Raw genomic sequence first — 26,301 nt, forward strand, 5'->3', positions numbered from 1 at the left:
GATGGTCTCATGGGTCCTCTCATCACCGTCGACGAGTTGTCCGAGCTGCTGGTGTCCTTCTCGCGCGGTCCGGACCGGCCGGTGCGCCTGCTCGATGTGCGCTACCGGCTCGACAGGCCCGACGGAAGCCTGGAGTACCTCGACGGGCACATCCCCGGAGCCGTCTACGTCGACATGGATCACGAGCTCGCGCACATCGACCGGCCCGAGGACGGCCGTCATCCGCTCCCGGCGCTCGCCGACCTCCAGGCGGCGGCGCGCCGGTGGGGACTCAACGACGGAGATCTCGTCGTGGCGTACGACGACTTCAACGGCATGGGAGCCGCCCGCGCGTGGTGGCTTCTGACCGGGGCGGGAATGACCGACGTGCGCGTGCTCGACGGGGGATACCGCGCGTGGATCCGCGCGGGACTCCCGGTGCAGGACGGCGAGGAGCAGCCGGCTCCCGGCACCGTGACGCTGCGCGAGCGCACGGACGGCGTCGCGACGATCGGCGACGCCGCCGCCTGGCCCGAGCACGGAGTGCTCCTCGACGTCCGCGCCCCGGAGCGGTTCCGGGGCGAGACCGAGCCGATGGATCCCGTCGCCGGCCACATCCCCGGCGCGGTCAACCTGCCGAGCCTCACCCATCTGGACGACGGCCGGTTCCGGGATGCCGCGGACATCCGCGCGGCATTCGCCGGCGTCGGCGCCACCGACGGCGTCGACGTGGCGGCGTACTGCGGATCGGGCGTCACCGCCGCGCACACCGCGCTCGCGGGCGCCGTCGCCGGGATCGACGTCACCGTCTACCCCGGCTCCTGGAGCCAGTGGACGAACACGCCCGGGCGGCCGGTGGCTACGGGACCAGCGTGATCTTCCCGTCCACTCCCTGATCGAGGACGCGGTGCGCCTCGGCCGCTTCGGCCAGGGGGAAGGACGGACCGAGCTCCACGCTGAACCGCCCCGCCGCCATGAGCGCGAGCACCACCGGCATCGCCTCGGCTCGAAGCTCGAGCTGACGTGCGGTGAGCGGGTCGGGGGAGCCGCCCAGGAACGCCCGGATGCCGAGGGCCGCGGCATCCTTCCCGCGTGTGAGTGTCGCGATGCGGGAACGGTCGGCGCACAGCGCCAGCGACACGTCGATCGCCTCGTCCGTCCCGGCGATGTCGATCACGGCCGTGATCGGGCGCTGGCCGGCCGCAGCGCGCACGCGCTTCTCGAGGCCCTCGCCGTACGCGACGGGGATCGCGCCGAGAGCTCGCAGCCGCTCATGACGACGCGGTGACGCCGTCGCGATCACCGCGGCGCCCCACAGCACGGCGAACTGCACGACGGCCTGGCCGACCGCGCCCGACCCGCCGTGCACGAGCAGCGTGTCGCCGGCCCGCACATCGAGCGAGCGCAGCGTCTGGTACGCGCTGCCGGCCGGGACGCCCAGCGCCGCCCCCTCCGCGGCGGACACCTGCGGCGGCCGGGGCTGGACGCAGCGGTACGGCACGGTGATCTCCGTCGCGTAGACGCCGTCGGCGCCGAACACGACGACGTCGTCGCCGACTCCGAACCCCTCGACATCGGGACCCGTCGCGATGACGGTGCCCGCGGCATCCGAACCCACCCGCCGCGGCGTCGTGATCTCACCCGTGGGACGCAGTCCCGAGCGGATCTTCGCATCGATCGGGTTCACGCCGGCCGCCGCCACACGGACGACGACCTCCCCGGCGTGCGGTGCCGGGGAGGTCGTCTCCTGCAGCGTCAGGACCTCGGGTCCACCGAACTCGACGTACTGGATCGCCTGTGCCATCTCACCAGGATGTCACGGTGCGAGCGGGTTGTCGGGCTCGAGGGCCGCCTCCTTCTCGATCTGCACGACCTTCGGGTCGTTCTCGTCGGCCCCGTAGTCACTCGCGCGCGTGCTGTCGGTGGTGTCCTTGACCTTGACCGCCCGCAGTATGAGGGTGAGCACGACCGAGACGACCGCGTTGAGGCAGAACGCCGAGACCCCGATGTAGACAGGGATGTCGGTGAACGGGAAGTTCGCGATCGACCCGCCGAAGTGGTTGTGCGTCGCCGGGTTCACGACGTTGTACGCCGCGATCGTGCCGTAGAGGATCCCGGCGGCCCATCCGACGAACAGCGCCCACTTGTTGAACCAGCGCGTGTACAGTCCCGCGACGATCGCCGGGAACGTCTGGAGGATCCAGATCCCGCCGAGCAGCTGCAGGTTGATCGCCGAGGTCTGATCCATGCCGAGCACGAACACGAGGGCGCCGAGCTTGACGATCAGCGAGACGAGCTTGGAGACCTTCGCCTCCTGCTGCGGCGTCGCGTCCTTCTTGAAGAAGTCCTTGTAGATGTTCCGCGTGAACAGGTTCGATGCGGCGATCGACATGATCGCCGCCGGCACGAGCGCGCCGATCGCGATCGCCGCGAGCGCGATACCCGCGAACCACTTCGGGAACGCGTCGGTGAACAGCTGGGGCACCACGAGCTGCGCGTTGACCGAGCCGTTCACGTCGATCGGCTGCGTGCCGGCCTTGATCGCCACATAGCCCAGCAGCGCGAGGCCGCCGAGCATGAGCGAGTACAGCGGCAGGATCATCGCGTTGCGCCGGATCGTGTTGCGGCTCTTCGTCGCGAGCACGCCCGTGATCGAGTGCGGGTACATGAACAGGGCCATCGCCGAGCCGAGCGCCAGCGTCCAGTACGCGTTGAAGCTCGCCGCGCCCGGGATCACCGCGCCGAACGGGTTGCCGGTGGCGGGGTTCGTGGCGCTGAGCTTCGTGTCGGCGGCGGAGAAGATCGCCTCCCACCCGCCGAACTTGCTCGGCAGGTAGATGATCGCCACGATGATCGCCGCGTAGATCAGGATGTCCTTGACCACCGCGATGAGCGCCGGGGCGCGCAGCCCCGCCGTGTACGTGTACGCGGCGAGCACGACGAACGCGATGATGAGCGGCAGATCGGCCATGAACCAGTTCGTGTTCGAGCCGAGGCCCAGCACGGTGAGGACCGACTTGATGCCGACGAGCTGGAGCGCGATGTACGGCATCGTCGCGATGATGCCGGTCAGCGCCACCGCGAGCGACAGCGTGCGGCTGCCGTAGCGGCCGCCGATGAAGTCTGCCGGGGTGACGTAGCCGTGCCGGTGCGACACCGACCACAGGCGCGACATCAGGACGAACACGATCGGGTACAGCACGATCGTGTACGGCACCGCGAAGAAGCCGCTCACCGCGCCGGACGCCCACATCGCCGCGGGCACCGCGACGAACGTGTAGGCCGTGTAGAGATCGCCGCCGAGCAGGAACCAGGTCACCCAGGTGCCGAACCCGCGGCCGCCCAGGCCCCATTCGTCGAGCGTCTTCATGCCGCGGTCGGCGGGAGCGGTGCGCCAGCGGGAGGCGAGGAAGCCGATCACGGCCACGACGACGAACAGGATGATGACGATGATCAGCGGAACCCAGTCGACCGGGCGGTTCGGCGGGGCGGCGGCAGCGGCCGCGGCGGCCGTGGTCGCAGCGAGGATCATGACGCCTCCCCGATCCGGGCGCCGCGCACCTCGGCGCGGCGGCGACGGTCTTCCTTGCGCATGATGAGGTACGCGATGAACAGCAGCGCCGAGGCGATGAACACCCACAGCAGCTGGTACCAGTAGAAGAACGGCAGGCCCCAGAGGACGGGATCGTGCCGCGCGTACATCGGAACGAGCAGCGGCATCACGATCGCGATCACGATCAGGATGCCGGCGATGACATACGGGCCGGGGCGAGCCGGTCCGCGCGTCGGTGTGTCGGGGGAGCTCATCGTCTTCCTTCCGGATTCAGTTGTTGTGCGGACCCTTTCAGGCCGCGACAACACTTTTCACCCGGGACGGGAGCGGCGTCAAGACCCCGTGAGCGCCTTCGTGATGCGCGGAAGCGACACCGGGACGGCGGTGCCGAGGGCCTGCGCGAACAGGCTGATCCGGTACTCCTCGAGCAGCCACCGCGTCGCCACCAGGCGCGCCGGAGCGTCGGAGGCGGGCGGGATCGTGCCGCCGGCCTCGCTGTAGACGAGGGCGGCGCGCTCATACTCCGACTGCCGCTGACGGTCGCGTCCGGGGTTGTCGGGAAGGGCCTTCAGCCGCAGCAGAGCGCCCTGGAGATAGCGGGGGAGATGCGCCAGCTGCGACATCCCGGTGCGCGAGACGAACCCGCCGAACACGAGTCCGGCGAGCTGGGCCTTGATGTCGCCGAGCGCCGCCAGCAGCGTCAGCGCGTTCGTCGAGCGGATGGTCTTCTCGACCTCGCGGGCGGCGATCAGGATGCGGCTGAGCAGCGACACGGCGGCGAACAGCTCGTCCACCACGGCGCCGGCGAACGCGTCGCGCGTGCGTTCGAACTCGAGGCGGGTGCGCACGACCCCGTCGGGGTGGGTGCGCGCGATGACGGCGTCGGCGACCGCGACGCGACAGTCCTCGATCGCCGCGCGGGCCGAAGGGTAGGGCGACGAGGCGAGTGCCAGCTTCTCGGGCGCGGTGAGGTGGTCGAGCACGTAGTCGGCCGGGCTCGGGCCCGAGAGCAGCACGAGCCGGCGCACCCCCGCGCGCGTCTGATCGGCTGCGCGCTCCGGGGTCGCCTCGATGCGGAGCGAGACCGACGAGCCGTCGTCGACGATCGCGGGGTAGCCGCGCACCACGCCGCCCGCGACCTTGGTGTCCACTACTTCGGGCAGGGCGTCGAAGTCCCACGCGGTGATGCCGGTGCGCTCGGCGAACTGCGTGGCGAGCGCTCCGCCCCCGGCCCTTCGACTCGGTCGCTTCGCGTCCTCGCTCAGGGACCTGTCTCCGCTCAAGGACCCGCTGACCGCGTCCCGCGGCTTCGCGTCCTCGCTCAGGAACCGCGCAGCGAGTCGAAGGGCGCGATCGACGTCGGGCCCGCCGGCCCTTCGACTCGGTCGCTTCGCATCCTCGCTCAGGGACCTGCCACGGCTCAACGACCGGCTGACGGCGTCCCGCGACTTCGCGGCGAGCCTGTGCTGCAAGGCGCCGAGGTCCCGGTCGGATCCGATGGCGCGGCCGCGTTCGTCGACCACGCGGAACGAGACCTGGAGATGCCCGGGCACCCGGCTCATGTCGAAGTCGTCCGCCGACACCGGTTGGTTCGCGACCCGGCGGATGCGGTCGGCGAGTGCTGCGCGCAGGCCGGTGGCCGGAAGTCCCTCGAGCGACTCCGGCCCTGCGCCGGCGAGCTCCTCGCCGAACCGGGCGGCCCAGTCCGCGGCGGGCACGACGTGCCGGCGGATCGCCTTGGGCAGCGCGCGGATGAGAGCCGCGATCAGCTCATCGCGCATCCCCGGCACCTGCCAGTCGAAGCCGTCGGGGCGCAGCTGTGCGAGCAGCGCCAGCGGCACCACCGCCGTCACGCCGTCGTCGGGTGCGCCGGGTTCGAAGCGGTAGGCGAGACCGAGCACCTGGTCGCCCTGTCGCCACCGCATCGGGAAGTCGCGCTCGTCGGCGCGCGACGCCTCGTCGACGAGGTCGGCCTCGCTCATGTCGAGCAGGTGCGGCGTGCGTACGACGGTCTCGCGCCACCACGTCGTGAACGACCGCACGTCGAACACGTCGCGCGGAACCCGCGATTCGTAGAACGCGAGCACCGCCTCGTCGCCGGCGAGGATGTCGCGGCGTCGCTCCCTCTCCTCGACCTTCTCGAGTCGCCGGCGCAGCTCGTGATTGCGGCGCGCGAACGCCGTGAGCCGCTTGTCGAGCGCGGAGTGGTCCCACTCGCCGTCGACGAGCGCATGACGGAGGAACAGCTCGCGGGCCAGGGGCCGGTCGATGCGGGCGAGCTGCACGCGGCGGCGCGGGATGATGGGCACGCCGTAGAGGGTGACCTTCTCGCTCGCGACCGCGGCGCCGGCATCTTTCGACCAGTGCGGGTCGGAGAGCTGCCGCTTCGCGAGGTCGCCGGCGAGCGGCTCGGCCCAGGCGGGGTCGATCGCCGCGACGGTCCGGGCGAACAGACGGCTCGTCTCGACGAGTTCGCCGGCCATCACGGCCTGCGGGCTCTTCTTGCGCAGCCCCGAACCCGGGAAGATGGAGAAGCGGGCGCCGCGCGCTCCGACGTATTCGGCCCGGGGCTTCTTCGGCTTCGCACCGGCCTTGCGGTGATCGCCGGCGGGGGCCGTCGAGCGCTCGTCGAGCATGCCGATCTGCGACAGCAGTCCCGACAGGATCGCCTTGTGGATCGCGTCGGGCTCGGCGCTCTGGGCGGCGGCCGATCCCGAGCGGAGGAGCGAGCCGAGCTGGCGGTGCACATCGAACCACTCCCGCACGCGCACGTAGTTCAGGTGCTCGGCACGGCAGGTGCGCCGGAAGGCGCTCGAACCGAGGTCGTTCTGCAGCTGCTGCAGATGGTTCCAGAGATTCAGCAGGCTGAGGAAATCGCTCGTGGGGTCGGTGAACCGGGCGTGCAGCCGATCGGCCTGCTCGCGTTCGGCTTCCGGGCGTTCGCGCACGTCGGGGATCGAGAGTCCGGCGACGATCGCGCGCACCTCGGCCAGCGCGCCGGTGTGTCGCGCCTCGATGAGCATGCGCGCGAATCGGGGGTCGATCGGGAGCCGGGCGAGCTCCCGGCCGAGCTCGGTCAGCGCGCCGGAGCGCACGGCGCCGAGCTCCACGAGCAGGTCGAACGCGGCCTTCACGCCGCGTGAGTCGGGCGGGGTGAGGAACGGGAACTCCGTGATGTCGCCGAAGCCGAGCGAGAGCATCTGCAGCACGACCGAGGCGAGGCTCGTGCGCAGGATCTCCGGCTCGGTGAACTCGGGCCGCGACGCGAAGTCGTCCTCGGCGTACAGACGGATCGCGATGCCGGGGGCGGTGCGGCCCGCGCGCCCCGACCGTTGCTGTGCCGAGGCCTGCGAGATCGCCTCGATCGGCAGGCGCTGGATCTTGCTGCGGCTGCTGTAGCGCGAGATGCGGGCGGTTCCGGCGTCCACGACGTAGCGGATGCCGGGGACCGTGAGGCTCGTCTCGGCGACGTTCGTCGCGAGGATGACCCGCCGACGCAGGCCCGCGACTGCCGAGCGCTCGAACACGCGGTGCTGGTCGGCCGCCGACAGTCGCCCGTACAGGGGAAGCACCTCGGTGGGCGCGGCATCCTTCGCGTACATGCCGCGCACCGCATCCATGGCATCCCGGATCTCGGCCTCCCCGGGCAGGAAGACCAGGACGTCTCCGGGCGGCTCGCGATCGAGCTCCCGCAGCGCCGCGGTGAGCGGCTCGATGTCGTCGTCGGCCTCGAGCGGCGGCCGGTAGCGGATCTCGATGGGATACGTCCGGCCCGACACCTCGACGATGGGTGCGGGCGTGCCGTCGGGTTCGGCGAAGTGCCGCGCGAAGCTGAAGGGATCGATCGTCGCCGACGTGATGATGACCTTGAGGTCGGGCCTGCGGCGCAGGATGCGGCGCAGGTACCCGATGAGGAAGTCGACGTTGAGGGAGCGTTCGTGCGCCTCGTCGACGATGATCGTGTCGTAACGGCGCAGAAGCCGGTCGCGATGGATCTCGTTCAGCAGGATGCCGTCGGTCATCAGCGCGATGGCCGTGTCGGCGGAGACCTTGTCGGTGAAGCGCACCTTGTATCCGACAGTGGTGCCCAGGGGCACCTGCAGCTCGTCGGCGACGCGCTCGGCGATGCTGCGTGCGGCGATGCGGCGCGGCTGCGTGTGCGCGATGGAGGTGCGGCCGAGCTCGAGGCAGATCTTCGGCAGCTGCGTGGTCTTGCCCGAGCCGGTGGCACCGGCGACGATGACGACCTGGTGCTCGGCGATGGCGCGCGCGATCTCGTCCCGCGCCGCGCTGACGGGCAGCTCGGGCGGGTAGGCGATGACGGGTTCGGGCGCAGACACAGCCTGCCATCGTATCGCGCGCACCGCCCGGCGCGGGCACATCGGGGCGGCCCACGGCGAGCCCCTCACACCCGATGTTGCGTTCCTGTCGCTGAGAGCGCCGTCCGCGGATGTTGATGTATCTCCAAAACCGTATTGAACTTCCGGTTCACGGCCGGGGCCCCCGCCGTGGGCTGTGTGCACCGGAGGTTCATCACCGAAATCAGAACTATCCGGATGTCGGTGCTCGGACAGCGAACAGGTGCGGTGGGGTGTGGTGAGAACGGGAACGGGAACGAGAACGAGGAAGGGAACGGGAACGGGCCGAGAACGAGGACACTGCGCCCGGGCGACCGGCCGTCCCGCACCTCGTCGGCTTCTCCCCAGACCCCGTCCACCCGTTGAGATCCGTCCTCCATCCACCAGTGAGCGCCCCGGGGGTCCGGCCGCGTGGCACTCGGCCATGCTTGACGCATGGAGAGGTACCACGACGTGCATCCGTTTCAGGCGCTCGGCGATCCGGTCCGGCGCCGGATCATCGACGTTCTCGCAAGCGGAGAACAGACCGCAGGACAGATCGCCGATCTCATCTGCACCGAGTTCCACCTCAGCCGCACGGCGACGTCGAAGCACCTTCGGATCCTGCGCGACGCGGGTCTCGTCGACGTGCGCGCCGAACTGCAATGGCGCTGGTACCGTCTCGACTCCCGGGGCGTGGGCATGCTCGAGCACGCACTGCTTGACCTTCGGTCCAAGGTCGACGGTGCTATCGGCTGGGACGCCGAGCACCGACGAAAGTACGATCCGCTCGCCCCGTTCCGCCCCGCGCGGAAGGGCCTCGGCCGACCACAGCGGGCAGGCACGCGCGGGCGGCAGACGGTGCCCGTTCGCGGGTCGGATCCCGACGCCGAGATCCCGTCCCGCACGCTGGCATGGAGTGATCCGCAGCCGCTCGAGGTTCCGCCGCCCGAGTCGTGGGAGGTCGACGACCTCGTCCCGTTCGACGTGGTGCCTCGTAGGCTGGGATCATGACCGTTCCCCAGATCACGCTCAACGACGGCAACTCCATCCCGCAGCTCGGCTACGGCACGTTCAAGGTGCCGCCGGCAGACACCGAGCGCGCCGTCTCCGAAGCCCTCGAACTCGGCTACCGCCACATCGACACCGCCGCGATCTACGGCAACGAGCAGGGCGTCGGGCGTGCGATCGCCGCGAGCGGCATCGCACGCGACGAGCTGTTCGTCACGACCAAGCTGTGGAACGACCGCCACCACGACGACGAGCCCCGCGCCGCCATCGCCGAGAGCCTCGGCATGCTCGGCCTCGACCGGGTCGACCTCTACCTCGTGCACTGGCCCACTCCGGCGAAGGACGACTACCTGCACGCGTGGGAGAAGCTCATCGAGATCCGCGACGAGGGCGGCGCCACGAGCATCGGCGTCTCGAACTTCCTCGTGCCGCACCTGGAGAAGATCGTCGCGGCGACCGGCGTCACCCCGGCCGTCGACCAGATCGAGCTGCACCCCGCGTACCAGCAGCGCGACATCACCGACTGGGCCGCCGCGCACGGCGTGCACATCGAGTCGTGGGGCCCGCTCGGACAGGGCAAGTACGACCTGTTCGACACTCCCGCGGTCGCCGACGCGGCTGCCGCGCACGGGAAGTCGCCCGCGCAGGTCGTGCTGCGCTGGCACCTGCAGCACGGCTTCATCGTGTTCCCGAAGTCGGTGCACCGCGAGCGCCTGGCCGAGAACCTCGACGTCTTCGACTTCACGCTGACCGACGCGGAGGTCTCCGCGATCGATGCCCTCGATCCCGGCGACGGTTCGGGCCGGGTCAGCTCGCACCCCGACGAGGTCAACTAGCCGCGGCGCGCGACCGCCCGCGACAGGAACGGACCGGCGAGCCCATGACCTCCCGTCTCGCAGCTTCGGCCAGCCCCTATCTGCGCGCCCACGCCGACAATCCGGTGGCGTGGTTCCCGTGGAGCGCGGAGGCGTTCGCCGAGGCCGCGCGCCGGGATGTGCCGGTGCTCGTCTCGATCGGCTACTCCACCTGCCACTGGTGCCACGTCATGGCGCGGGAGTCGTTCCAGGACCCCGAAACCGCGGCGGAGTTGAACGACGGCTTCGTCGCGATCAAGGTCGACCGGGAGGAGCATCCCGAGGTGGACGCGGCGTACATGGCCGCCGCATCCGCCTTCACCCAGGGGCTCGGCTGGCCCCTCACCGTGTTCACCACACCCGACGGGCATGCGTTCTACGCCGGGACGTACTTCCCGCCCGCGCCGAGGGGCGGGATGCCGTCGTTCCGTCAGGTGCTCGGCGCCGTTCGCGACGCCTGGAAGCACCGGCGCGATGAGGTGCGGCAGACGGCGGCGGCGGTCGTCCAGGCGCTGACGAAGGCGCGGGATGCCGCGGCCGGCGCCGACGACACCCCGACGCGCGCGCAGCTCGAGGCCGCCGCCGACCGCGTCCTGCGGGTGGAGGACACCGAGTACGGCGGATTCGCGGCCGCCGCCTCTCCCATGCACACCCCGAAGTTCCCGACGGTCCCGGTGCTCGGGTTCCTGCAGAGCCCGCTGCTGGCCGCCGGGGCACCGCAGGCGGCGGCCGGCGCCGCGCGTGCGCTGACGGCGATGGCGGGTTCGCCCCTGCACGATGCCGTCGACGGCGGCTTCTTCCGCTACGCGACGCGCCGCGACTGGACTGTCCCGCACTACGAGCGCATGCTCACCGACAACGCGGGTCTGCTCGACGTCGCGCTCGACGCAGGCGACGAGCCGACCGCTCGCGACATCGCCCGGTTCCTCCTCGACGTGCTGCAGCAGCCGTCGGGGGGCTTCGCCGCCGCGCAGGACTCGGAGTCGTGGATCGACGGCGAGCGCAGCGAGGGCGGCTACTACGCCCGAGACGCCGATGGCCGCGCGGCCCTCGAGCCGCCCGCGATCGACGGCAAGATCGTCACCGGCTGGAACGGGATGGCGATCGGGGCGCTCGCCCGTGCCGGGGTGCGCCTCGGCGCGTCCGAGTACATCGCCGCCGCACGCTGGGCGGCCGACGCCGTGCTCGAGACGGCCGTCGCTCCCGACGGCACCCTCCGGCGGGCGACGCTCGACGAGACGGTGTCGCCGGCCGCCGCCACCGAGGAGGATTACGGGCTGCTCGCCACGGGCCTGCTGCGCCTGGCCGAGGCGACCGGAGAGGTGGCCTACGCGGAGCGGGCACGGTCGCTCGTCGATGAGTGCCTCCCGCGCTCCGGTGCGAGCACCGGCATGGACGCGCCCGCGTTCTCGTCCGGCCCCGCCGACCCGGTGCTCGCCGCGCGCGGGGTGCCCGGCGACCCCGCGCCCGCCGACACCGATCATCCCTCGGGCCCGTCCGCGCTCGCCGAGGCCGCCTGCACGCTCTGGCAGCTCGGAGCGGGCGAGCGCTACCGGTCGGCCGCGGCATCCGTCGTCGCCGCGCACTCCGCACGGGCACTGTCGGAACCGCTCGCGCACGGGGCGCTGCTGCGCGTGGCGGCGCAGCTCGCCGGCGCCGTGCGGCAGGTGGTCGCCCTCGGCACCGTGGACGACCCGGTCGTCCGGGCGGCGTGCGCGCTCGACGCCGACGTCGTCGCGGTCGCCACGGCGCAGCAGGCGGAGGCGTTCGCGGCCGCCGGCTTCGCGCTGTTCGAGGGCAAGAGCGCCGCGGTGCCGACGGTCTACGACTGCCGCGACTTCGCGTGCCGGCTGCCGGTGACCGACCCGGCCGCGCTCACGGAGTGACGATCGTCCGGTCGGCGCCGGGCGGCGGTGCCGGCTTGCGCCCGGTCGCGCGCTTGAACCAGGCGGTGTCGCTCAGCCGCGCGAGCAGCGTCGCCCCGATCACCGTGACGAACACGTAGACGGCGGCGAGGGGAGCGAGCATCGGCGCCGTGCCGGCCGCGATCCCCGCGATCACGATCGAGAACTCGCCGCGCGGGGTGAGGGCGATGCCCGCACGCCAGCGGCCCGGACGTCCGATGCCCGCGCGCCGGGCCGCGATGTAGCCGGTGAGGATCTTCGTCGCCATCGTCACGGCGGCGAGGATCAGACCCGGGACGATCATCGCCGGCAGGCCCGACGCATCCGTCGCCAGACCGAAGAACACGAAGAACACCGCGGCGAACAGGTCGCGCAGGGGCGTCAGCACCTCGCGGGCCGACTGAGCGACCCGTCCCGACAGGGCGATGCCGACGAGGAACGCGCCCACCGCCGCCGACACGCTCACCTCTTCGGCGAGACCCGCGACGAGCATCGTGAGCCCCAGCACGCCGAGCAGCAGCGGCTCGGCGTGGTCGGGGGTGAACAGGCGTGAGACGAACGACCCGAACCGCAGCGCGACCAGGAGGATCACGAGCACCACGCCGACGGCGACGGCGACGCGCACCGCGCCCTGCACGAGGCTGACGCCGATCACGAGCGCGGAGACCGTCGGCAGGTAGAACGCCATGGCCAGGTCCTCGATGACGAGGACCGACAGGATGGTGGGGGTCTCCCGGTTGGAGATGCGGCCGAGGTCGCGCAGGAGCTTCGCCGTGACGCCCGACGAGGTGACCCAGCAGATCCCCGCGACGGCGACGGCGGCGGCCGGGCCCCAGCCGAGGATGAGCGCGAACGCCGCACCCGGGAGGGCGTTCAGCACGGCGTCGAGCAGTCCTGCCGCCTTCGAGCGCCGCAGGCCGTGCAGCAGCTCGTCGGCGGAGTACTCGAGGCCGAGGAGGGCCAGAAGCAGGATCACGCCGATCTCCGAGCCGACGGCGAAGAAGCTCTCGCTCGCGTCGAGCGGGAAGATCCCGCCGGTGCCGAACGCGAGCCCGACGACGAGGTACAGCGGGATGGGCGAGATGCCGAGGCGTGCGGCGAGCCGCCCCAGCAGGCTCATGCTCAACAGCAGGGCGCCGACTTCGATCAGGACGATGGTGGTGTCGTTCATCGGCGGCGCCCGGGGATCACTCGGGGCCGTCGGTGATGAGTCGGGCCGCGGCATCCAGCCCTGCCCGGGTGCCGACGGTGACGATCACATCTCCTTCGCGGAGCATCTCATCGGGCGTCGGGGAGGGGATGATGCGCCGGTCGCGGATGATCGCGACCACCGACACGTGAGTGCGGGTGCGGGTCTTCGTGTCGCCGAGCGTGCGGTCGACGAACGGGGAGCCCGGCGGCAGCGCGATCTTCTCGGTGTACAGGCCGTCGGTCTCCTCGGTGAGCTTCGTGAGCCGGCTCACGGCGAGGGACGCGCTGAACAGCTCGGCGAGGGCCTCGGCCTCGTCGTCCGAGATGCGCAGCGACTCGCGGCACGAGTCGGGGTCGTCGTCGTCGTACAGCCCCAGCTCGCGCTCGCCGTCGCGGTAGCGCACGACGGCCAGGCGCCGCCCGCTCTCGGTGACGAGATCGTGGCGCACGCCGATGCCCGGGAGGTCGACCTTCTCGATGCGGACAGTCACACCATGAGGCTACTCGTCTGCACGCCGTCGGGCTCAGATCCAGGTGGGGATCCAGTTGTGCAGCAGCCAGAACGCGTACGGCACCCGCATGCCCACCCAGACCGGATACCAGAACGCGGACAGCAGCACCACGACGCCGAGGAACACCCACACCAGGCGCTGGCCGACCAGGCGCCGCCGTGCAGGGGCCGTGCGTCGTCCCGCGATGTCGCGCAGCGCGAAGGTGAGCACGATGACGAGGAACGGCAGCATCGCGATCGTGTAGAACTGGAAGATCGTGCGCTCGGGGAACAGCAGCCACGGCACATACGTGCACGCGACGCCGGTGAGGACCACGGCGTGCCGCCAGTCGCGGCGCAGCACGAAGGCGATCACGAGGTACACGGTCGCCGCGATCCCCGCCCACCAGATGAACGGGTTGGGGATCGACGAGATCGCCTGCACGCAGCTGCCCGTCCACGTGCACCCCGCCGTGCCGAGGGCATCCTGGTGCCAGTACATCGAGGTGGGACGCACGAGCAGCGGCCACTGCCACGCCGGGCTCGCGTAGCCGTGCGGAGTCGTGAGCCCCACATGGAACTGGTAGATCGCCTGGTGGTAGATCCACAGGCTCTGCAGCGGGAGGGGCACCCACGAGAACAGCCCGGTCGCCGGGCGCGCGTCGGCGGCATGCCGGTCGTAGCCGCCGTCGGTCGCGAGCCACCCCGTCCACGACGCGAGGTAGACGACGACCGCGATCGGCACGAGGAGGAGGAAGGATGCCGCGGCCTGCCGCAGCGCCCCCCACGGCCACAGCGACGCTCCGGATACGGGCACTCCGGCGCGCCGTCGCGCGAGCGCGTCGCTGACGACCGCGTAGATGCCGATCGCCGCGAGCGCGTAGAGTCCCGACCACTTCACGGCGGTCGCGGCGCCCGCGGCCGCCCCGGCGGCGAGCAACCACGGCCGCGCCCACACCACCGGGCCCAGATCGCCGGGAAGGCCCGCCGCCGCGCGCGCGGAGAGGGCGCGCGCGAGTCGGGTGCCGTGGGCCTCGTGGTCGAGCACGGCGAACAGGAACGCCAGTGCGATGAAGAACGTGAGGAAGATGTCGAGGAGCGACACGCGGCTGAGCACGATGCCGAGCCCGTCGATCGCGATGAGCAGGCCCGCGACGGTGGCGAACACCGTCGAGCGCGTGAGCCGCCGGGCGATCAGGTACGTCACGAGCACCGTGGCCGTGCCGAACACCGCGGCGGCGACCCGCCAGCCGACCGAGGAGTCGGCGCCGAAGACCCACATCCCGAGCCCGATGATCCACTTTCCGAGCGGCGGATGGACGACGAAGCTCCCGGTGGCGGTGAACGTGTCGGTGCGGCCGGCGACGAAGCCGGCGTCGGCGTCGGAGGGCCACTCGGCGGGGTAGCCGAGCACCCACTGACTCCACGCATCCTTCACGTAGTACGTCTCGTCGAACACGAGGGCGTGCGGGTGCCCGAGGTTCCACAGCCGCGGCAGCGCCGCGAGCAGGGTCACCGCGAGCGGTGCCAGCACGTCGAACCGGCGCCGCAGCGCCGCGGAGGCGCGCACCCGCGTCCGCCACCGATCGAACGGCGAGCCGGGCGCGTCGGGCACGAGGGCATCCACCGGCGCAGTCACCCGTTCAGCCTATGCTGGGGCGGTGATCATCCTCGCGGCCACGCCCATCGGCAACCTCGGGGACGCATCCCGGCGGCTCGTCGAGGCGCTCGCCGAGGCACGGGTCGTCGCCGCCGAGGACACCCGCACGACGCAGCGCCTGCTGGCCGCGCTCGGCGTCGAGAACAGGCCGCGGCTCATAGCCCTCCACGACCACAATGAGAAGGACCGTGCGGCCGAGCTCGTCGAGCTCGCGCGCGACGAGGACCTGCTCGTGCTCAGCGACGCCGGGATGCCGACGGTGAGCGACCCGGGCTACGGCCTCGTCGCGGCCGCTGCCGCCGCCGGCGTCGAGGTGACGGCACTCCCCGGCCCGAGCGCCGTCGTCACCGCACTCGCCGTCGCGGGCCTGCCGACCGACCGCTTCACGTTCGAGGGGTTCCTGCCGCGCAGACCGGGGGAGCGCACGCAGGCGCTCGCCGCCCTGGCGGCTGAGGTGCGCACGATGGTCTTCTTCGAGGCGCCGTCGCGCATCGGGCAGACCCTGCGCGACATGGCCGTCGCCTTCGCCGCCGATCGCCCGGCCGCCGTGTGCCGGGAGCTGACGAAGCTGCACGAAGAGATCGTGCGCGCGCCGCTCGGCGCGCTCGCGGAGTGGGCCGACGCGGGGGTGCGCGGGGAACTCGTCGTGGTCGTCGGCGGTGCCGCTCCGCGCCGGACGGCGTTCTCCGACGCCGTGGCCCAGGTGCTCGAGCTGCGGCGGGCGGGTACCCGGCTGAAGGCCGCGGCCGACGAGGTCGCCGAACTCACGGGGCACTCGCGCCGTGAGCTGTATCAGGCGGCGCTCGTAGCCAAGGACGCCTGAACCTGAAGCGCCGTGTGCATGGGCGCACACACCGATGTGCGATTTTCGCGCTCGAACCTGAGGGACGGTTCAGGTACTCTCGGCCGCGGTGCACCGTCGCATCATGCGTGTGAACAAGGAGGTATCTGCGCAATGGCATCATCCGTTTCGCCCCAGGCCCCGGCGTCGTCGAGGCTCGGCAAGGTCGTCGCCGCCGCGATGGCCGGCACCGTGGTCGAGTGGTACGAGTTCTTCCTGTACGCCACCGCCGCGACGCTCGTGTTCAACCACATCATGTTCCCGCCGTCGGACGACCCGTATGCGGGGATCATCGCGGCGTTCGTGACCTACGCGGTGGGCTTCATCGCGCGCCCGCTCGGCGGCATCGTGTTCGGGCACTTCGGCGACAAGTACGGCCGCAAGAAGCTGCTCCAGTTCGCGATCGTGCTCGTCGGCGTCACGACGTTCCTCATGGGATGCCTGCCGACCTTCGACGCCGTCGGCTACTGGGCGCCGGCGCTCCTCGTGCTGCTGCGCTTCGGGCAGGGCTTCGCCGTCGGCGGCGAGTGGGGCGGCGGCGTGCTCCTGGTCGCCGAGCACTCGCCCGACCGTTCGCGCGGGTTCTGGGCCTCGTTCCCGCAGGCCGCCGTGCCGGTCGGAAACCTGCTCGCCACCGTCGTGCTCCTCATCCTCTCCAGCACGCTCTCGAACGAGGCGTTCCTCGCCTGGGGCTGGCGCATCGGCTTCTGGCTCTCGGTCGTGATCGTCGCGCTCGGCTACTACATCCGCAGCCGCATCACCGATGCGCCGATCTTCATCGAGGCCAAGGAGATCGACGAGCAGCGCGCATCGCAGCGCTACGGCGTCCTCGAGGTGCTCAAGCGCTACCCGCGCGGCGTCATCACCGCGATGGGCCTGCGCTTCGCGGAGAACATCATGTACTACCTCGTCGTGACGTTCTCGATCACGTATCTCGCCGTCGCCCTGAAGATGGAGACGACCGAGGTGCTCGGCATGATCGCGATCGCCCACGTCGTGCACATGATCGTCATCCCGCTCGTCGGCGGCCTGGCCGACCGCTGGGGCCGCAAGCCGGTCTACGGTGTGGGCGCCGTGGCCGCCGCCGTGTGGGGCTTCGTCGCGTTCCCGATGTTCGACACGCAGAATCCGGTGATCATCGTCCTCGCGATCGTGCTGGGCCTCGTCATCCACTCGTTCATGTACGCGCCGCAGCCGGCGATCATGTCGGAGATGTTCCCGACCCGCATGCGGTACTCGGGCGTCTCCGTCGGATACCAGGTGACCTCGATCGTCGCCGGATCGCTCGCGCCGATCATCGCGACGGCCCTGCTGTCGCACTTCGGCTCGTACATCCCGATCGCCGTCTACCTCGCGATCGCGGCGGCCATCACGCTCGTCGCCGTGATCTCGCTGCGCGAGACCCGCGGCTCGTCGCTGCACGAGGTCGACCGCATCGACCGCGAGCGCACCCGCGCCGAGACCGGCGCCGTGCCCGTGCCCGGGAGCGTCGAGGAGGCGTGACCGGCGATCCCGCCGGTCGTTGAGCGAGCGCAGCGAGTCGAAACGACGCCCCCGTCGGACGTCGTTTCGACTCGTCGCTTCGCTCCTCGCTCAACGACCGGCGGGTCGCAGCCGCAGCTCCTGCATCCCGCCGTCGACGGCGAGGCCCACGCCGGTCGTCGACCCGGCGGACGGGCTGACGAGGTAGGCCACGGCGCCCGCGACCTCGTCGGGCGAGACGAGCCGGCCGTGCGGCTGCCGGGCCTCGAGGGCGGCGCGCTCGGCAGCCGGATCCTCCTCCCTGCTGAGCAGGCGCCCGATCCACGGGGTGTCGGCGGTGCCAGGGTTCACGGCGTTGACGCGGATGCCCTCGCGCAGATGGTCGGCGGCCATCGCCTTCGTCATCGACAGCACGGCGCCCTTCGTGGCGCTGTACAGCACGCGCTGCGGGAGCCCGGCGGTGGCGGCGATCGAGGACGTGTTGCAGATGGCCGCGGCGCTCGACGCCCGCAGGTGGGGGAGCGCCGCACGGCTCACGCGTGCCATGCCGACGACGTTGATGTCCCACACGCGGTGCCATTCGGCGTCGTCGTTCGCGGTCACATCGCCCTGTGCGCCGATGCCGGCGTTGTTCACGAGGATGTCGATCCCGCCGAGCTCGTCCACCACGCGCTGCACCCCCGCCACGACCGACGCGTCGTCGGTGACGTCCACCGCGACGGCGAGGTCGACGTCGGCGGCGGCATCCGGGCTCACATCGAACACCGCCACCCGGGCGCCATCCGCCCGCAGACGCGCGGCGATCGCGGCGCCGAGGCCGGAAGCGCCGCCGGTGACGACGGCGACGAGGTCGTTCAGGGGACCGGTCATCTCAGTTCTCTCCTTCTCGCACGGCGACGTACTGCTGGCGCTGGTGCCCGAGGCCCTCGATTTCGAGGTCGACGACGTCTCCCTCGCGCAGGTAGGGGAACCGGCCCGACAGGGCGACGCCCTCGGGTGTGCCGGTGAGGATGACGTCGCCGGGCTCGAGTGTGAGGTAGTGGCTGAGCTCCCAGACGATGTGCGCGATCGGGAAGATGAGGTCCGAGGTGCGCGAGTCCTGGCGCGGTTCGCCGTTCACCCAGGAGCGCAGGCGCAGATCGGATGCGTCGACCTCATCGGGAGTGACGAGCCACGGGCCGAGCGGCAGGAAGCCGGGGGCCGACTTTCCCTTCGACCACTGGCCGCCCGAGACCGCCATCTGCCAGTCCCGCTCGGAGAGGTCGTTGCCCACGGCGTAGCCGGCGATGTGCTCCGCCGACGCCTCGAGGGATGCTAGGCGGGTGGCGCGCGCGCCGATGACGATCGCGAGCTCCACCTCCCAGTCGGTCTTGGTGCTGCCGCGGGGGATCTCGATGTCGTCGTCGGGGCCGACGACGGTGTTCGGCGACTTCATGAACATCACCATGTGCGCCGGCGGCTCGCTGCCGCTCTCGGCGGCGTGCGCGGCGTAGTTCATGCCGATGCAGTAGACCGCCGACGGACGTGCGACCGGAGCACCCACGCGCTGGTGCGCCGCCTCGGGCAGCTCGCTGAGAGCGCCGGATGCGACGGCCCGGCGCGCGCGCTCGACGCCGCCGGACGCGAGGAAGTCGCCGTCGATGTCAGCGGTGACGGGGGAGAGGTCGAGGGCGCGGTCATCGGCGATGACGACGGGCACCTCGGCGCCGAGGGGACCGAGACGGGCAAATCGCATGGCACTCTTTCGATGGTTCGGGTCGGCGGGGCGGCAGAAGGTCAGAACTCTCGGCCGTCTGGCACGGGGCGATGGCGCCATTCTCGCACATTCCGCCATGCTTGACGAGGAGACATCAGACCTTTATTGTCGGACTGCAAGCCCGAAAGGACGCCATGGCCGTCATCACCGCCGTCGACACCTACGACATCCGGTTCCCCACTTCGTTGAGCCTCGACGGCTCCGACGCGATGAACCCCGACCCCGACTACTCGGCGGCGTATCTCGTGATCCGCACCGACGCCGGTGACGGGCTCGAAGGGCATGGCTTCGTCTTCACGATCGGGCGCGGCAACGACGTGCAGACGTCGGCGCTGCGGGCGCTCATGCCGTACCTCGTCGGCGAGGATGTCGACGCGCTGCTGGCCGATATGGGGGCGACGTCGCAGCTGCTCATCGGCGACTCGCAGCTGCGGTGGCTGGGCCCGGAGAAGGGCGTCATGCACATGGCGATCGGCGCGGTGCTCAACGCGCTCTGGGATCTCCGGGCGAAGCGCGCCGGCCAGCCGCTGTGGCTGCACCTGGCCGGGCTGTCGCCGGAGGAGATCGTGTCGCTCGTCGACTTCCGCTACCTCACGGATGCGCTCACGCCCGATGAGGCGCTGCAGATCCTCCGCGCTGCCGAGCCGGGGCGGGCGGAGCGCGTCGCGCACCTCCGGGAGGAGGGCTATCCCGCCTACACGACATCGCCCGGCTGGCTGGGCTACTCCGACGAGAAGCTCGCGCGGCTGTGTCGGGAGGCGGTGGCCGACGGCTTCGGCCAGATCAAGCTCAAGGTCGGCGCCGACCTCGGCGACGACATCCGTCGCATGCGCATCGCCCGGGAGTGCGTCGGCGACCGGTTCCCGATCGCGATCGACGCGAACCAGCGGTGGGACGTGTCGGACGCGGTGGAGTGGGTGAACGCGCTCGCTGAGTTCGATCCCGCGTGGATCGAAGAGCCGACGAGCCCCGACGACGTGCTGGGTCACGCTGCCATCGCACGCGGGGTCGCGCCGATCCGTGTCGCGACGGGAGAGCACGCGCAGAACCGGGTGATCTTCAAGCAGCTGCTGCAGGCCGAGGCGATCGGCGTGATGCAGATCGACGCGACGCGCGTCGGCGGCGTGAACGAGAACATCGCGCATCTGCTGCTGGCGGCGAAGTTCGGCGTGCCGGTGTGCCCGCACGCCGGCGGTGTCGGGCTGTGCGAGGCGGTGCAGCACCTGTCGATGTTCGACTACGTCGCAGTGTCGGGCACGATGGACGGTCGCATGATCGAGTACGTCGACCACCTGCACGAGCACTTCGTCGTCCCCACCGCCGTGACCGGCGGCCGGTACCGCGCTCCCGAGGCCCCGGGGGCCGGCACCCAGATGCTGCCCGCTTCGATCGCCGAGTACTCGTGGAAGGCTGAGCGGGTGGTGGCATGACGACGCCGGCGTGGGAGGCGCTGAATCCGCTCGGGTTCGGTGCCGCCTCGATCGGCAACCTCTACCGCGAGGTCGCGCCGGAGCAGGCCGAGGCCGCGCTCGCCGCCGCGTGGGACGGCGGCATCCGGTACTTCGACACGGCGCCGCACTACGGCCTCGGGCTGAGCGAGAAGCGGCTCGGCGCGTTCCTGCGCAATCGACCACGCGACGAATTCGTGCTGTCGACGAAGGTCGGGCGGCTGCTCGTGCCCAACCCCGACTTCGCCGGCGGCCGCGACATGGCGCACGACTTCGATGTGCCCGACGACCTCATGCGCGTCTTCGACCCGTCGGCGTCCGGGATTCGCCGCAGCGTCGAGGAGTCCCTGGAACGGCTCGGCCTCGACCGCATCGACATCGCCTATCTTCACGACCCCGATGTGTACGACCTCGAGCGCGGGCTCGGCGAGGGATTGCCCGCGCTGGCTCAGCTGCGCGACGAGGGCATCGTCGGCGGGATCGGCGTGGGTGTGAACGACGCCGCAGTCGCGGCGCGCGCCGTGCGCGAGGCCCATCTGGACGTCGTGATGGTCGCCGGCCGGCAGTCGCTGCTGCGGCCGCAGGGGTTCGACGAGCTCGCGCCGCTCTGCGCCGCGCGGGGCACACGCATCGTCGCCGCGTCGCCGTTCAACTCGGGGCTGCTGGCCAGCCCGCGTCCTCGTGCCGGCGCGCTGTTCGACTACAGGCCGGCGCCCGAGCCGCTGCTGGCCCGGGTGCGGCGCATGGCCGACGCGTGTGAGGCGCACGGCGTGGAGCTGCCGGCGGCGGCGCTCCAGTTCCCGCTACGCACACCGGGCGTCGTGTCGGTCGTGGTGGGCAGCGCTCGGGCCGAGCAGGTGCGCGAGAACCTCGCGCGCATGGCCGAGCCGATTCCGGCCGAGCTGTGGGAAGAGCTCGCCCTCATTCAGGGTGAGCCGTCGCGCTGACGCCTCTTCGATCGGCGGGACGCGTCGTGGCCAGGCGGTAGAAGCGCTCGGCGGTGCGGCCCGCCACATCGTCCCAATCCCGGCCGCCGTCGCCGACATGGCGACGGACGCGGTCTGCCCACGTGCGCAGCGTCGTGCCGACGCCGGTGTGGGCCGACACGGGCCAGTCGCTGCCGATCATGCAGCGCCGCGGTCCGAACGCCTCGATGCCGGCGGCGAGGAACGCGTCGACGTGCGCGCCGTACGCGGCGGCGTCCTGCGACTCGGCCGCGAGGCCTGACAGTTTGACGTGGACGCGGGGGAGCGCAGCGACGCGGTCGAGCGCGGCACGCCACGCGCGCCCGGCGTCGCTCTCCAGTCCCGCGTCGACCGGGGGCTTGCCGAGGTGGTCGAGCACGACGTCCGTCTCGGGTGCGAGTTCGAGGAGAGCAGCGAGGGCCGGCAGCTGCCCGGCGCGCACACAGGCGTCGAACGTCAGCGAGCGCGGCGCGAGCGCGCGCAGCCCTTCGGCGAGGGCCGCGACCGGCCACTCCTCTTCCGGGATCCCCTGCAGCAGCCACCGCACTCCCACGACGAGGTCGATCCCATCGAGGGCGTCGAGTGTGGCGGCGAGCTCCGGACCGTCGCCCATGCCGAGGTCGGCCCGCGCGACGATCCCCACGAGCTCCGGCCAGTCGAGCCCTGCCACCCAGCGCGCCTCGTCGACGCCCCGGTCGGAGAGTCCGTCGGCTTCGACGAACACCGCGCGGGTCGCCGCGCCCTCGGCGCGATCGGTGTCGGACGGGAGGTATCGCTGGGCGAGCGTCGTCTCGCCGCCGAGCCACGGATAGTCGAGCGCCCCGGTGTCCCACACGTGCACGTGCGCGTCGAGCAGCGTCATCCCTCGGCCTGGCCCGCGAGCGACCAGACCTGCTCGAGGGGCGCGTACGCGTCCTCGCCGTCGGGTCCGTGGAAGCCGGCGACGAACCGGCCGATGTGCGCCTGCCAGCGGTCGTCGGCGGCGTCGCCCTTGACGACCCGCATCGCCTGCTCCCAGTCGTCGCAGTCGACGAGGTGGAACAGCCGGTCACCGCTGCGCCAGATCGACCAATCGCGGATGCCGGCCCGCTCGAACAGCGCCGCGAGCTCGTCGGGCACCCGCGCGTGCTCCCGGCGGTAATCGTCGGCCGCCCCCGGGGCGAGCACGGAATGCAGCGCCACCCTCATCGGACGCCCGCTTCCGACGCATCCCGCAGCCATTGCTCGGTACCGGCGATGTGGGTCAGGGCGAGGGCCGATGCGAGCTCGGCGTCGCGCTGCCGGAGGGCGTCGAGGATGCCCCGGTGCTCGGCGATCGTGCGGTGGGCGGCGCCGTGCTGAGTGAGGCCGCGCCAGATGCGGGCGCGCTGCGTGCCGGACTGCATCGACTCGATGAGCCGGCTGAGGTACTCGTTGCCGGCGGCGCCCACGATCGTCTGGTGGAACGTGAGATCGTGGGCGACGAGGTCTTCGATCGAACCGTCGAAGTCGGCGTCGTCGACAAGGCGGGCGATCTCGGCGAGCTGCTCCTCGGTGAGACGCGTCGCGGCCATGCCGGTGGCGGCCGGTTCGAGGATGCGTCGCACGCCGAAGATCTCGAGCACGGAGCGATCGCTGTGCAGGTCGACGACGAAGGTGAGCGCCTCCATGAGCAGGCGCGGCTCGAGACTCGTGACGTAGGTGCCGTCGCCGCGGCGCACGTCGAGCACGCGGATGACCTCGAGCGCCTTCACCGCCTCCCGCAGCGAGCTGCGCGAGACGCCGAGGCGTTCGCCGAGCTCCTTCTCGGGCGGCAGGCGATCACCCGGGCGCAGTTGCCCCGAGACGATCATCTCCTTGATGCGCAGAATCGCGTCGTCGGTCACGGCCATGAGCACATCGTAGCCAGTGAAACGGGCAGACATCGGATGTCTTTCGCAAACTAGACTCTCAGCGTGACTTCCGGCGGCTCTTTCTACATCACGACCCCGATCTACTACCCGAGCGATCTTCCCCACATCGGACACGGGTACACGTCGGTGGCGGTCGACACGCTCGCGCGCTGGCACCGCCAGGCGGGGGACGACGCGTGGATGCTGACCGGCACGGACGAGCACGGTCAGAAGATGCTCCGCGCCGCGGCGGCGAACGGCGTCACCCCGCAGCAGTGGGTCGACAAGCTCGTGAGTGAGAGCTGGTTCCCGCTCCTGGAGACGCTCGACGTCGCGAACGACGACTTCATCCGCACGACGCAGCCCCGCCACGAAGAGGCGGTGCAGAAGTTCTTCCAGGCGCTGTACGACCGCGGCTACATCTACGCCGGCGAGTACGAGGCGCTGTACTGCGTGGGCTGCGAGGAGTTCAAGCCCGAGTCCGAGATCGTCGACGGCACCGGCCCGTTCGAGGGGCTCAAGGTGTGCGCGATCCACTCGAAGCCGCTGGAGCTGCTGCAGGAGAAGAACTACTTCTTCAAGCTCAGCGAATTCCAGGACCGGCTGCTCGAGCTGTACAAGACCGAGCCCGACTTCGTGCGCCCCGACTCGGCGCGCAACGAGGTCGTCTCGTTCGTCAAGCAGGGCCTCAAGGACCTCTCCATCTCGCGGTCGACGTTCGATTGGGGCATCAAGGTGCCGTGGGACGAATCCCACGTGATCTACGTGTGGGTCGACGCGCTGCTGAACTACGTCACGGCCGTCGGCTACGGCACCGATGAGGAGAACTTCGACCGGCGGTGGCCGGGCTACCACGTCGTGGGCAAGGACATCCTGCGATTCCACGCGGTCATCTGGCCGGCGCTGCTGATGGCGGCGGGGCTCGAGGTGCCGCGCGGAGTCTTCGCGCACGGCTGGCTCCTCGTGGGCGGCGAGAAGATGTCGAAGTCGAAGCTCACCGGCATCGCGCCGACCGAGATCACCGACGTGTTCGGATCGGACGCGTACCGCTTCTACTTCCTCTCCGCGATCCCGTTCGGCCACGACGGCTCGTTCTCCTGGGAGGACCTGTCAGCGCGGTATCAGGCGGAGCTGGCGAACGGGTTCGGCAACCTCGCGTCGCGCACGACGGCGATGATCGAGCGCTACTTCGAGGGGATCGTGCCGGCGCCCGCGGAGTACAGCGAGCGCGACCGTGCGGTGCAGAAGACGGTGGCGGATGCGGCGACCGCCGCGGATGCAGCGATCGAGCGGTTCCGCATCGACGAGGCGATTGCCGCGGTCTGGACGATCGTCGACGAGCTGAACGGCTACATCACCGACAACGCGCCGTGGGCGCTGGCGAAGGACGATGCGCAGCGGGAGCGGCTCGGCACGGTGCTCTACACGGCCGCCGAAGGATTGCGCGCGCTCGCGGTGCTGCTGTCGCCCGTGATGCCGATCGCGACCGAGAAGCTGTGGATCGCACTGGGGGCGGCGGAGTCGCTCGGTACGCTGGCCGACCAGCCGATCCGGGAAGCCGGCGGCTGGGGCATCCTGAAGCCCGGCACGTCGGTGAACGGGCTCGCACCGCTGTTCCCGCGGGTCGAGCAGAACTGACCTCGGCCGGTCGCCCCGCGAGCGAAGCGAGACGAAACGACATGCCTGACGATCCGTCGAACTACGTCCGCCACCGCGAGAAGGGCGGGCGCGACGTCAGCTATCCCGCGCCGCCGGAGCCGCTCGCCGTGCCGGTGTACGACAACCACTGCCATCTCGAGATCGCCGACGGCGACGGGGGAGGGCTCACCCTCGACGAACAGCTCGAGCGTGCGGGGGAGGTCGGGATCGTCGGCGTGGTGCAGGCCGGCGGCGACATCGAGTCGAGTCGCTGGTCGGCGGATGCGGCATCCCGGCACCCGCGTGTTCTGGCGGCGGTGGCGATCCACCCCAATGAGGCACCGGCGTATGCCGAGGCCGGCCGGCTGGACGAGGCGATCGGCGTGATCGACGAGCTCGCGGGGCAGACCCGCGTGCGCGCGATCGGCGAGACCGGTCTCGACTTCTTCCGCACCGGCGAGGAGGGACGGCCCGCGCAGTTCTCCAGCTTCGAGGCGCACATCGCCCTGGCGAAGAAGCACGACATCGCGATGCAGATCCACGATCGCGACGCGCATGACGCGGTGCTCGAGACGCTGGAGCGGGTGGGCGCGCCGGAACGGACGGTGTTCCACTGCTTCTCGGGCGACGCGGCGATGGCCCGGGTCGCCGCGGAGCGCGGCTACTGGCTCTCGTTCGCCGGGAACATCACGTTCCGCAACGCGCAGAACCTCCGTGACGCACTCGCTGTCACGCCGCGGGAGCGCATCCTCGTCGAGACCGATGCCCCGTTCCTGACGCCGACGCCGTACCGCGGCCGGCCGAACGCTCCGTACCTGGTGCCCGTGACGGTGCGGTTCATGGCAGCCGAACTCGCGCTCGACGTCGATGAGCTGTGCGCCCAGCTCGCGGCGAACACGCGCGAGGTGTACGGGAACTTCGAGAGCTGATCCGGCGGCGGCGCCGGGGCCGCCGCCGGGTGATCACTGCACCTGGTCGGCGGTGATGTTCAGATAGACGGCGACGTCGTCCATGCTCCCGACGGACGAGAGCGGCACATAGTGATGCTGCCCATCCGGGCTCGCGTTCTTCGTGAGCTTGAGCCGGTCACCGTCGAGGTGATCGACCGTGCCGACGAAATCACCGTTCGAGTCCTTGACCTCCATGTCGTGCCCCTCGCTCTGGAGGCGCTGCATGAGGTCGTCGCGGATGCGATCGTCCACCTGCCCGGCGGAGTCGGCGTCGAACCGGGCGGAGTCGCCCGAGGCATTGGTGTCACCGTTGGTACTCATGGCGCCACGGTACGAACCGCCCCGCAGACGGGCACGCCCCTTGACGGTTC

The 26,301-nt window shown here is 71.1% G+C and carries 23 protein-coding genes; 10 read left to right on the forward strand and 13 right to left on the reverse strand.

The annotated features are described in order from the left end of the window. Positions 1-9 precede the first annotated feature (9 nt). Positions 10-855, forward strand: a complete 846-nt coding sequence (locus tag AC3RX1_RS15850; protein WP_491502236.1) for a sulfurtransferase — start codon at positions 10-12, stop codon at positions 853-855. Here AC3RX1_RS15850 and AC3RX1_RS15855 read toward each other — a convergent pair. The 4 genes from AC3RX1_RS15855 to hrpA all read right to left on the reverse strand — a co-directional run bounded on the left by AC3RX1_RS15855 (position 839) and on the right by hrpA (position 7,872). Beyond that, complete coding sequence (locus AC3RX1_RS15855) at positions 839-1,783, reverse strand: quinone oxidoreductase family protein (RefSeq protein WP_491502237.1); 945 nt, start codon at positions 1,781-1,783, stop codon at positions 839-841. The two genes, AC3RX1_RS15850 and AC3RX1_RS15855, sit on opposite strands and share 17 nt — an antisense overlap. Before the next feature lie 12 nt (positions 1,784-1,795). Then, on the reverse strand, positions 1,796-3,511 hold the full coding sequence (gene mctP, locus AC3RX1_RS15860) for a monocarboxylate uptake permease MctP (protein WP_491502238.1): 1,716 nt from the start codon (positions 3,509-3,511) through the stop codon (positions 1,796-1,798). After that, a complete protein-coding gene (locus AC3RX1_RS15865; protein WP_491502239.1) occupies positions 3,508-3,786 on the reverse strand; it encodes a DUF3311 domain-containing protein in 279 nt (92 codons plus the stop codon). Before AC3RX1_RS15865 ends, mctP begins: the two co-directional genes overlap by 4 nt. Positions 3,787-3,864: 78 nt before the next feature. Then, complete coding sequence (gene hrpA / locus AC3RX1_RS15870) at positions 3,865-7,872, reverse strand: ATP-dependent RNA helicase HrpA (RefSeq protein WP_491502240.1); 4,008 nt, start codon at positions 7,870-7,872, stop codon at positions 3,865-3,867. A gap of 453 nt (positions 7,873-8,325) precedes the next feature. Here hrpA and AC3RX1_RS15875 point away from each other — a divergent pair, with 453 nt between their 5' ends. The 3 genes from AC3RX1_RS15875 to AC3RX1_RS15885 are packed head-to-tail and all read left to right on the forward strand — an operon-like array spanning position 8,326 to position 11,620. Beyond that, positions 8,326-8,883 carry an ArsR/SmtB family transcription factor gene (locus AC3RX1_RS15875; protein ID WP_491502241.1) on the forward strand — a complete coding sequence of 186 codons (558 nt, stop codon included), beginning with the start codon at positions 8,326-8,328 and terminating at the stop codon, positions 8,881-8,883. Next, positions 8,880-9,716 (forward strand): aldo/keto reductase, encoded by an 837-nt coding sequence (locus AC3RX1_RS15880; RefSeq protein WP_491502242.1) that lies wholly within the window; start codon positions 8,880-8,882, stop codon positions 9,714-9,716. The genes AC3RX1_RS15875 and AC3RX1_RS15880 overlap by 4 nt, the downstream gene beginning before the upstream one ends. Before the next feature lie 44 nt (positions 9,717-9,760). Next, the gene (locus AC3RX1_RS15885) at positions 9,761-11,620 is read left to right on the forward strand and encodes a thioredoxin domain-containing protein (protein ID WP_491502243.1); all 1,860 of its coding nucleotides are present in this window, start codon (positions 9,761-9,763) and stop codon (positions 11,618-11,620) included. Here AC3RX1_RS15885 and AC3RX1_RS15890 read toward each other — a convergent pair. The 3 genes from AC3RX1_RS15890 to AC3RX1_RS15900 are packed head-to-tail and all read right to left on the reverse strand — an operon-like array spanning position 11,610 to position 14,958. Then, entirely contained in the window at positions 11,610-12,809 is a 1,200-nt protein-coding gene (locus AC3RX1_RS15890; RefSeq protein ID WP_491502244.1) for a cation:proton antiporter, read from the reverse strand. The genes AC3RX1_RS15885 and AC3RX1_RS15890 overlap by 11 nt on opposite strands. A 16-nt stretch (positions 12,810-12,825) precedes the next feature. Further along, positions 12,826-13,320, reverse strand: coding sequence for a cation:proton antiporter regulatory subunit (locus AC3RX1_RS15895; protein ID WP_491502245.1), 495 nt, complete (start codon positions 13,318-13,320; stop codon positions 12,826-12,828). Positions 13,321-13,353: 33 nt separating this feature from the next. Next, the gene (locus tag AC3RX1_RS15900) at positions 13,354-14,958 is read right to left on the reverse strand and encodes a dolichyl-phosphate-mannose--protein mannosyltransferase (RefSeq protein ID WP_491502246.1); all 1,605 of its coding nucleotides are present in this window, start codon (positions 14,956-14,958) and stop codon (positions 13,354-13,356) included. 22 nt (positions 14,959-14,980) lie between these two features. Here AC3RX1_RS15900 and rsmI point away from each other — a divergent pair, with 22 nt between their 5' ends. Beyond that, positions 14,981-15,802 carry a 16S rRNA (cytidine(1402)-2'-O)-methyltransferase gene (gene rsmI / locus AC3RX1_RS15905; RefSeq protein WP_491502247.1) on the forward strand — a complete coding sequence of 274 codons (822 nt, stop codon included), beginning with the start codon at positions 14,981-14,983 and terminating at the stop codon, positions 15,800-15,802. A gap of 132 nt (positions 15,803-15,934) precedes the next feature. Further along, positions 15,935-17,323 (forward strand): MFS transporter, encoded by a 1,389-nt coding sequence (locus tag AC3RX1_RS15910; RefSeq protein WP_491502248.1) that lies wholly within the window; start codon positions 15,935-15,937, stop codon positions 17,321-17,323. 90 nt (positions 17,324-17,413) lie between these two features. Here the strand turns inward: AC3RX1_RS15910 and AC3RX1_RS15915 are convergent, their stop codons facing one another. Together AC3RX1_RS15915 and AC3RX1_RS15920 are read right to left on the reverse strand one after the other, a co-directional pair. Next, positions 17,414-18,172 (reverse strand): SDR family NAD(P)-dependent oxidoreductase, encoded by a 759-nt coding sequence (locus AC3RX1_RS15915; RefSeq protein WP_491502249.1) that lies wholly within the window; start codon positions 18,170-18,172, stop codon positions 17,414-17,416. Position 18,173: 1 nt separating this feature from the next. Continuing rightward, positions 18,174-19,037, reverse strand: coding sequence for a fumarylacetoacetate hydrolase family protein (locus AC3RX1_RS15920; RefSeq protein WP_491502250.1), 864 nt, complete (start codon positions 19,035-19,037; stop codon positions 18,174-18,176). Positions 19,038-19,192: 155 nt separating this feature from the next. On the opposite strand from AC3RX1_RS15920, the gene AC3RX1_RS15925 reads away from it, so the two are divergent. Continuing rightward, positions 19,193-20,488 carry an L-fuconate dehydratase gene (locus AC3RX1_RS15925; RefSeq protein ID WP_491502251.1) on the forward strand — a complete coding sequence of 432 codons (1,296 nt, stop codon included), beginning with the start codon at positions 19,193-19,195 and terminating at the stop codon, positions 20,486-20,488. Beyond that, positions 20,485-21,453, forward strand: a complete 969-nt coding sequence (locus AC3RX1_RS15930) for an aldo/keto reductase (protein ID WP_491502252.1) — start codon at positions 20,485-20,487, stop codon at positions 21,451-21,453. Before AC3RX1_RS15925 ends, AC3RX1_RS15930 begins: the two co-directional genes overlap by 4 nt. Here the strand turns inward: AC3RX1_RS15930 and AC3RX1_RS15935 are convergent. The 3 genes from AC3RX1_RS15935 to AC3RX1_RS15945 are packed head-to-tail and all read right to left on the reverse strand — an operon-like array spanning position 21,428 to position 23,342. Next, complete coding sequence (locus tag AC3RX1_RS15935) at positions 21,428-22,333, reverse strand: amidohydrolase family protein (RefSeq protein ID WP_491502253.1); 906 nt, start codon at positions 22,331-22,333, stop codon at positions 21,428-21,430. The genes AC3RX1_RS15930 and AC3RX1_RS15935 overlap by 26 nt on opposite strands. After that, positions 22,330-22,659 carry an L-rhamnose mutarotase gene (locus AC3RX1_RS15940; protein WP_491502254.1) on the reverse strand — a complete coding sequence of 110 codons (330 nt, stop codon included), beginning with the start codon at positions 22,657-22,659 and terminating at the stop codon, positions 22,330-22,332. Before AC3RX1_RS15940 ends, AC3RX1_RS15935 begins: the two co-directional genes overlap by 4 nt. Continuing rightward, positions 22,656-23,342, reverse strand: coding sequence for a FadR/GntR family transcriptional regulator (locus AC3RX1_RS15945; RefSeq protein WP_491502255.1), 687 nt, complete (start codon positions 23,340-23,342; stop codon positions 22,656-22,658). The genes AC3RX1_RS15940 and AC3RX1_RS15945 overlap by 4 nt, the downstream gene beginning before the upstream one ends. 63 nt (positions 23,343-23,405) lie before the next feature. Here AC3RX1_RS15945 and metG point away from each other — a divergent pair, with 63 nt between their 5' ends. Then, entirely contained in the window at positions 23,406-24,980 is a 1,575-nt protein-coding gene (gene metG / locus AC3RX1_RS15950) for a methionine--tRNA ligase (protein WP_491502256.1), read from the forward strand. A 41-nt stretch (positions 24,981-25,021) separates the two neighbouring features. Next, positions 25,022-25,909, forward strand: a complete 888-nt coding sequence (locus tag AC3RX1_RS15955) for a TatD family hydrolase (RefSeq protein WP_491502257.1) — start codon at positions 25,022-25,024, stop codon at positions 25,907-25,909. A gap of 33 nt (positions 25,910-25,942) precedes the next feature. On the opposite strand, the gene AC3RX1_RS15960 is transcribed toward AC3RX1_RS15955, so the two are convergent. Continuing rightward, a complete protein-coding gene (locus AC3RX1_RS15960) occupies positions 25,943-26,251 on the reverse strand; it encodes a DUF2171 domain-containing protein (RefSeq protein WP_491502258.1) in 309 nt (102 codons plus the stop codon). Positions 26,252-26,301: the final 50 nt, after the last annotated feature.

It is taken from the genome of Microbacterium altimontanum (assembly GCF_058349865.2).

Excerpts from the sequence above, each read along its gene's own strand:
- AC3RX1_RS15850 (WP_491502236.1), top strand. The coding sequence starts at position 10 with ATGGGTCCTCTCATCACCGTCGACGAGTTGTCCGAGCTGCTGGTGTCC.
- AC3RX1_RS15855 (WP_491502237.1), bottom strand. The coding sequence starts at position 1,783 with ATGGCACAGGCGATCCAGTACGTCGAGTTCGGTGGACCCGAGGTCCTG.
- mctP (WP_491502238.1), bottom strand. The coding sequence starts at position 3,511 with ATGATCCTCGCTGCGACCACGGCCGCCGCGGCCGCTGCCGCCGCCCCG.
- AC3RX1_RS15865 (WP_491502239.1), bottom strand. The coding sequence starts at position 3,786 with ATGAGCTCCCCCGACACACCGACGCGCGGACCGGCTCGCCCCGGCCCG.
- AC3RX1_RS15875 (WP_491502241.1), top strand. The coding sequence starts at position 8,326 with ATGGAGAGGTACCACGACGTGCATCCGTTTCAGGCGCTCGGCGATCCG.
- AC3RX1_RS15880 (WP_491502242.1), top strand. The coding sequence starts at position 8,880 with ATGACCGTTCCCCAGATCACGCTCAACGACGGCAACTCCATCCCGCAG.
- AC3RX1_RS15885 (WP_491502243.1), top strand. The coding sequence starts at position 9,761 with ATGACCTCCCGTCTCGCAGCTTCGGCCAGCCCCTATCTGCGCGCCCAC.
- AC3RX1_RS15890 (WP_491502244.1), bottom strand. The coding sequence starts at position 12,809 with ATGAACGACACCACCATCGTCCTGATCGAAGTCGGCGCCCTGCTGTTG.
- AC3RX1_RS15910 (WP_491502248.1), top strand. The coding sequence starts at position 15,935 with ATGGCATCATCCGTTTCGCCCCAGGCCCCGGCGTCGTCGAGGCTCGGC.
- AC3RX1_RS15915 (WP_491502249.1), bottom strand. The coding sequence starts at position 18,172 with ATGACCGGTCCCCTGAACGACCTCGTCGCCGTCGTCACCGGCGGCGCT.
- AC3RX1_RS15920 (WP_491502250.1), bottom strand. The coding sequence starts at position 19,037 with ATGCGATTTGCCCGTCTCGGTCCCCTCGGCGCCGAGGTGCCCGTCGTC.
- AC3RX1_RS15925 (WP_491502251.1), top strand. The coding sequence starts at position 19,193 with ATGGCCGTCATCACCGCCGTCGACACCTACGACATCCGGTTCCCCACT.
- AC3RX1_RS15930 (WP_491502252.1), top strand. The coding sequence starts at position 20,485 with ATGACGACGCCGGCGTGGGAGGCGCTGAATCCGCTCGGGTTCGGTGCC.
- AC3RX1_RS15935 (WP_491502253.1), bottom strand. The coding sequence starts at position 22,333 with ATGACGCTGCTCGACGCGCACGTGCACGTGTGGGACACCGGGGCGCTC.
- AC3RX1_RS15940 (WP_491502254.1), bottom strand. The coding sequence starts at position 22,659 with ATGAGGGTGGCGCTGCATTCCGTGCTCGCCCCGGGGGCGGCCGACGAT.
- AC3RX1_RS15945 (WP_491502255.1), bottom strand. The coding sequence starts at position 23,342 with ATGGCCGTGACCGACGACGCGATTCTGCGCATCAAGGAGATGATCGTC.
- AC3RX1_RS15955 (WP_491502257.1), top strand. The coding sequence starts at position 25,022 with ATGCCTGACGATCCGTCGAACTACGTCCGCCACCGCGAGAAGGGCGGG.
- AC3RX1_RS15960 (WP_491502258.1), bottom strand. The coding sequence starts at position 26,251 with ATGAGTACCAACGGTGACACCAATGCCTCGGGCGACTCCGCCCGGTTC.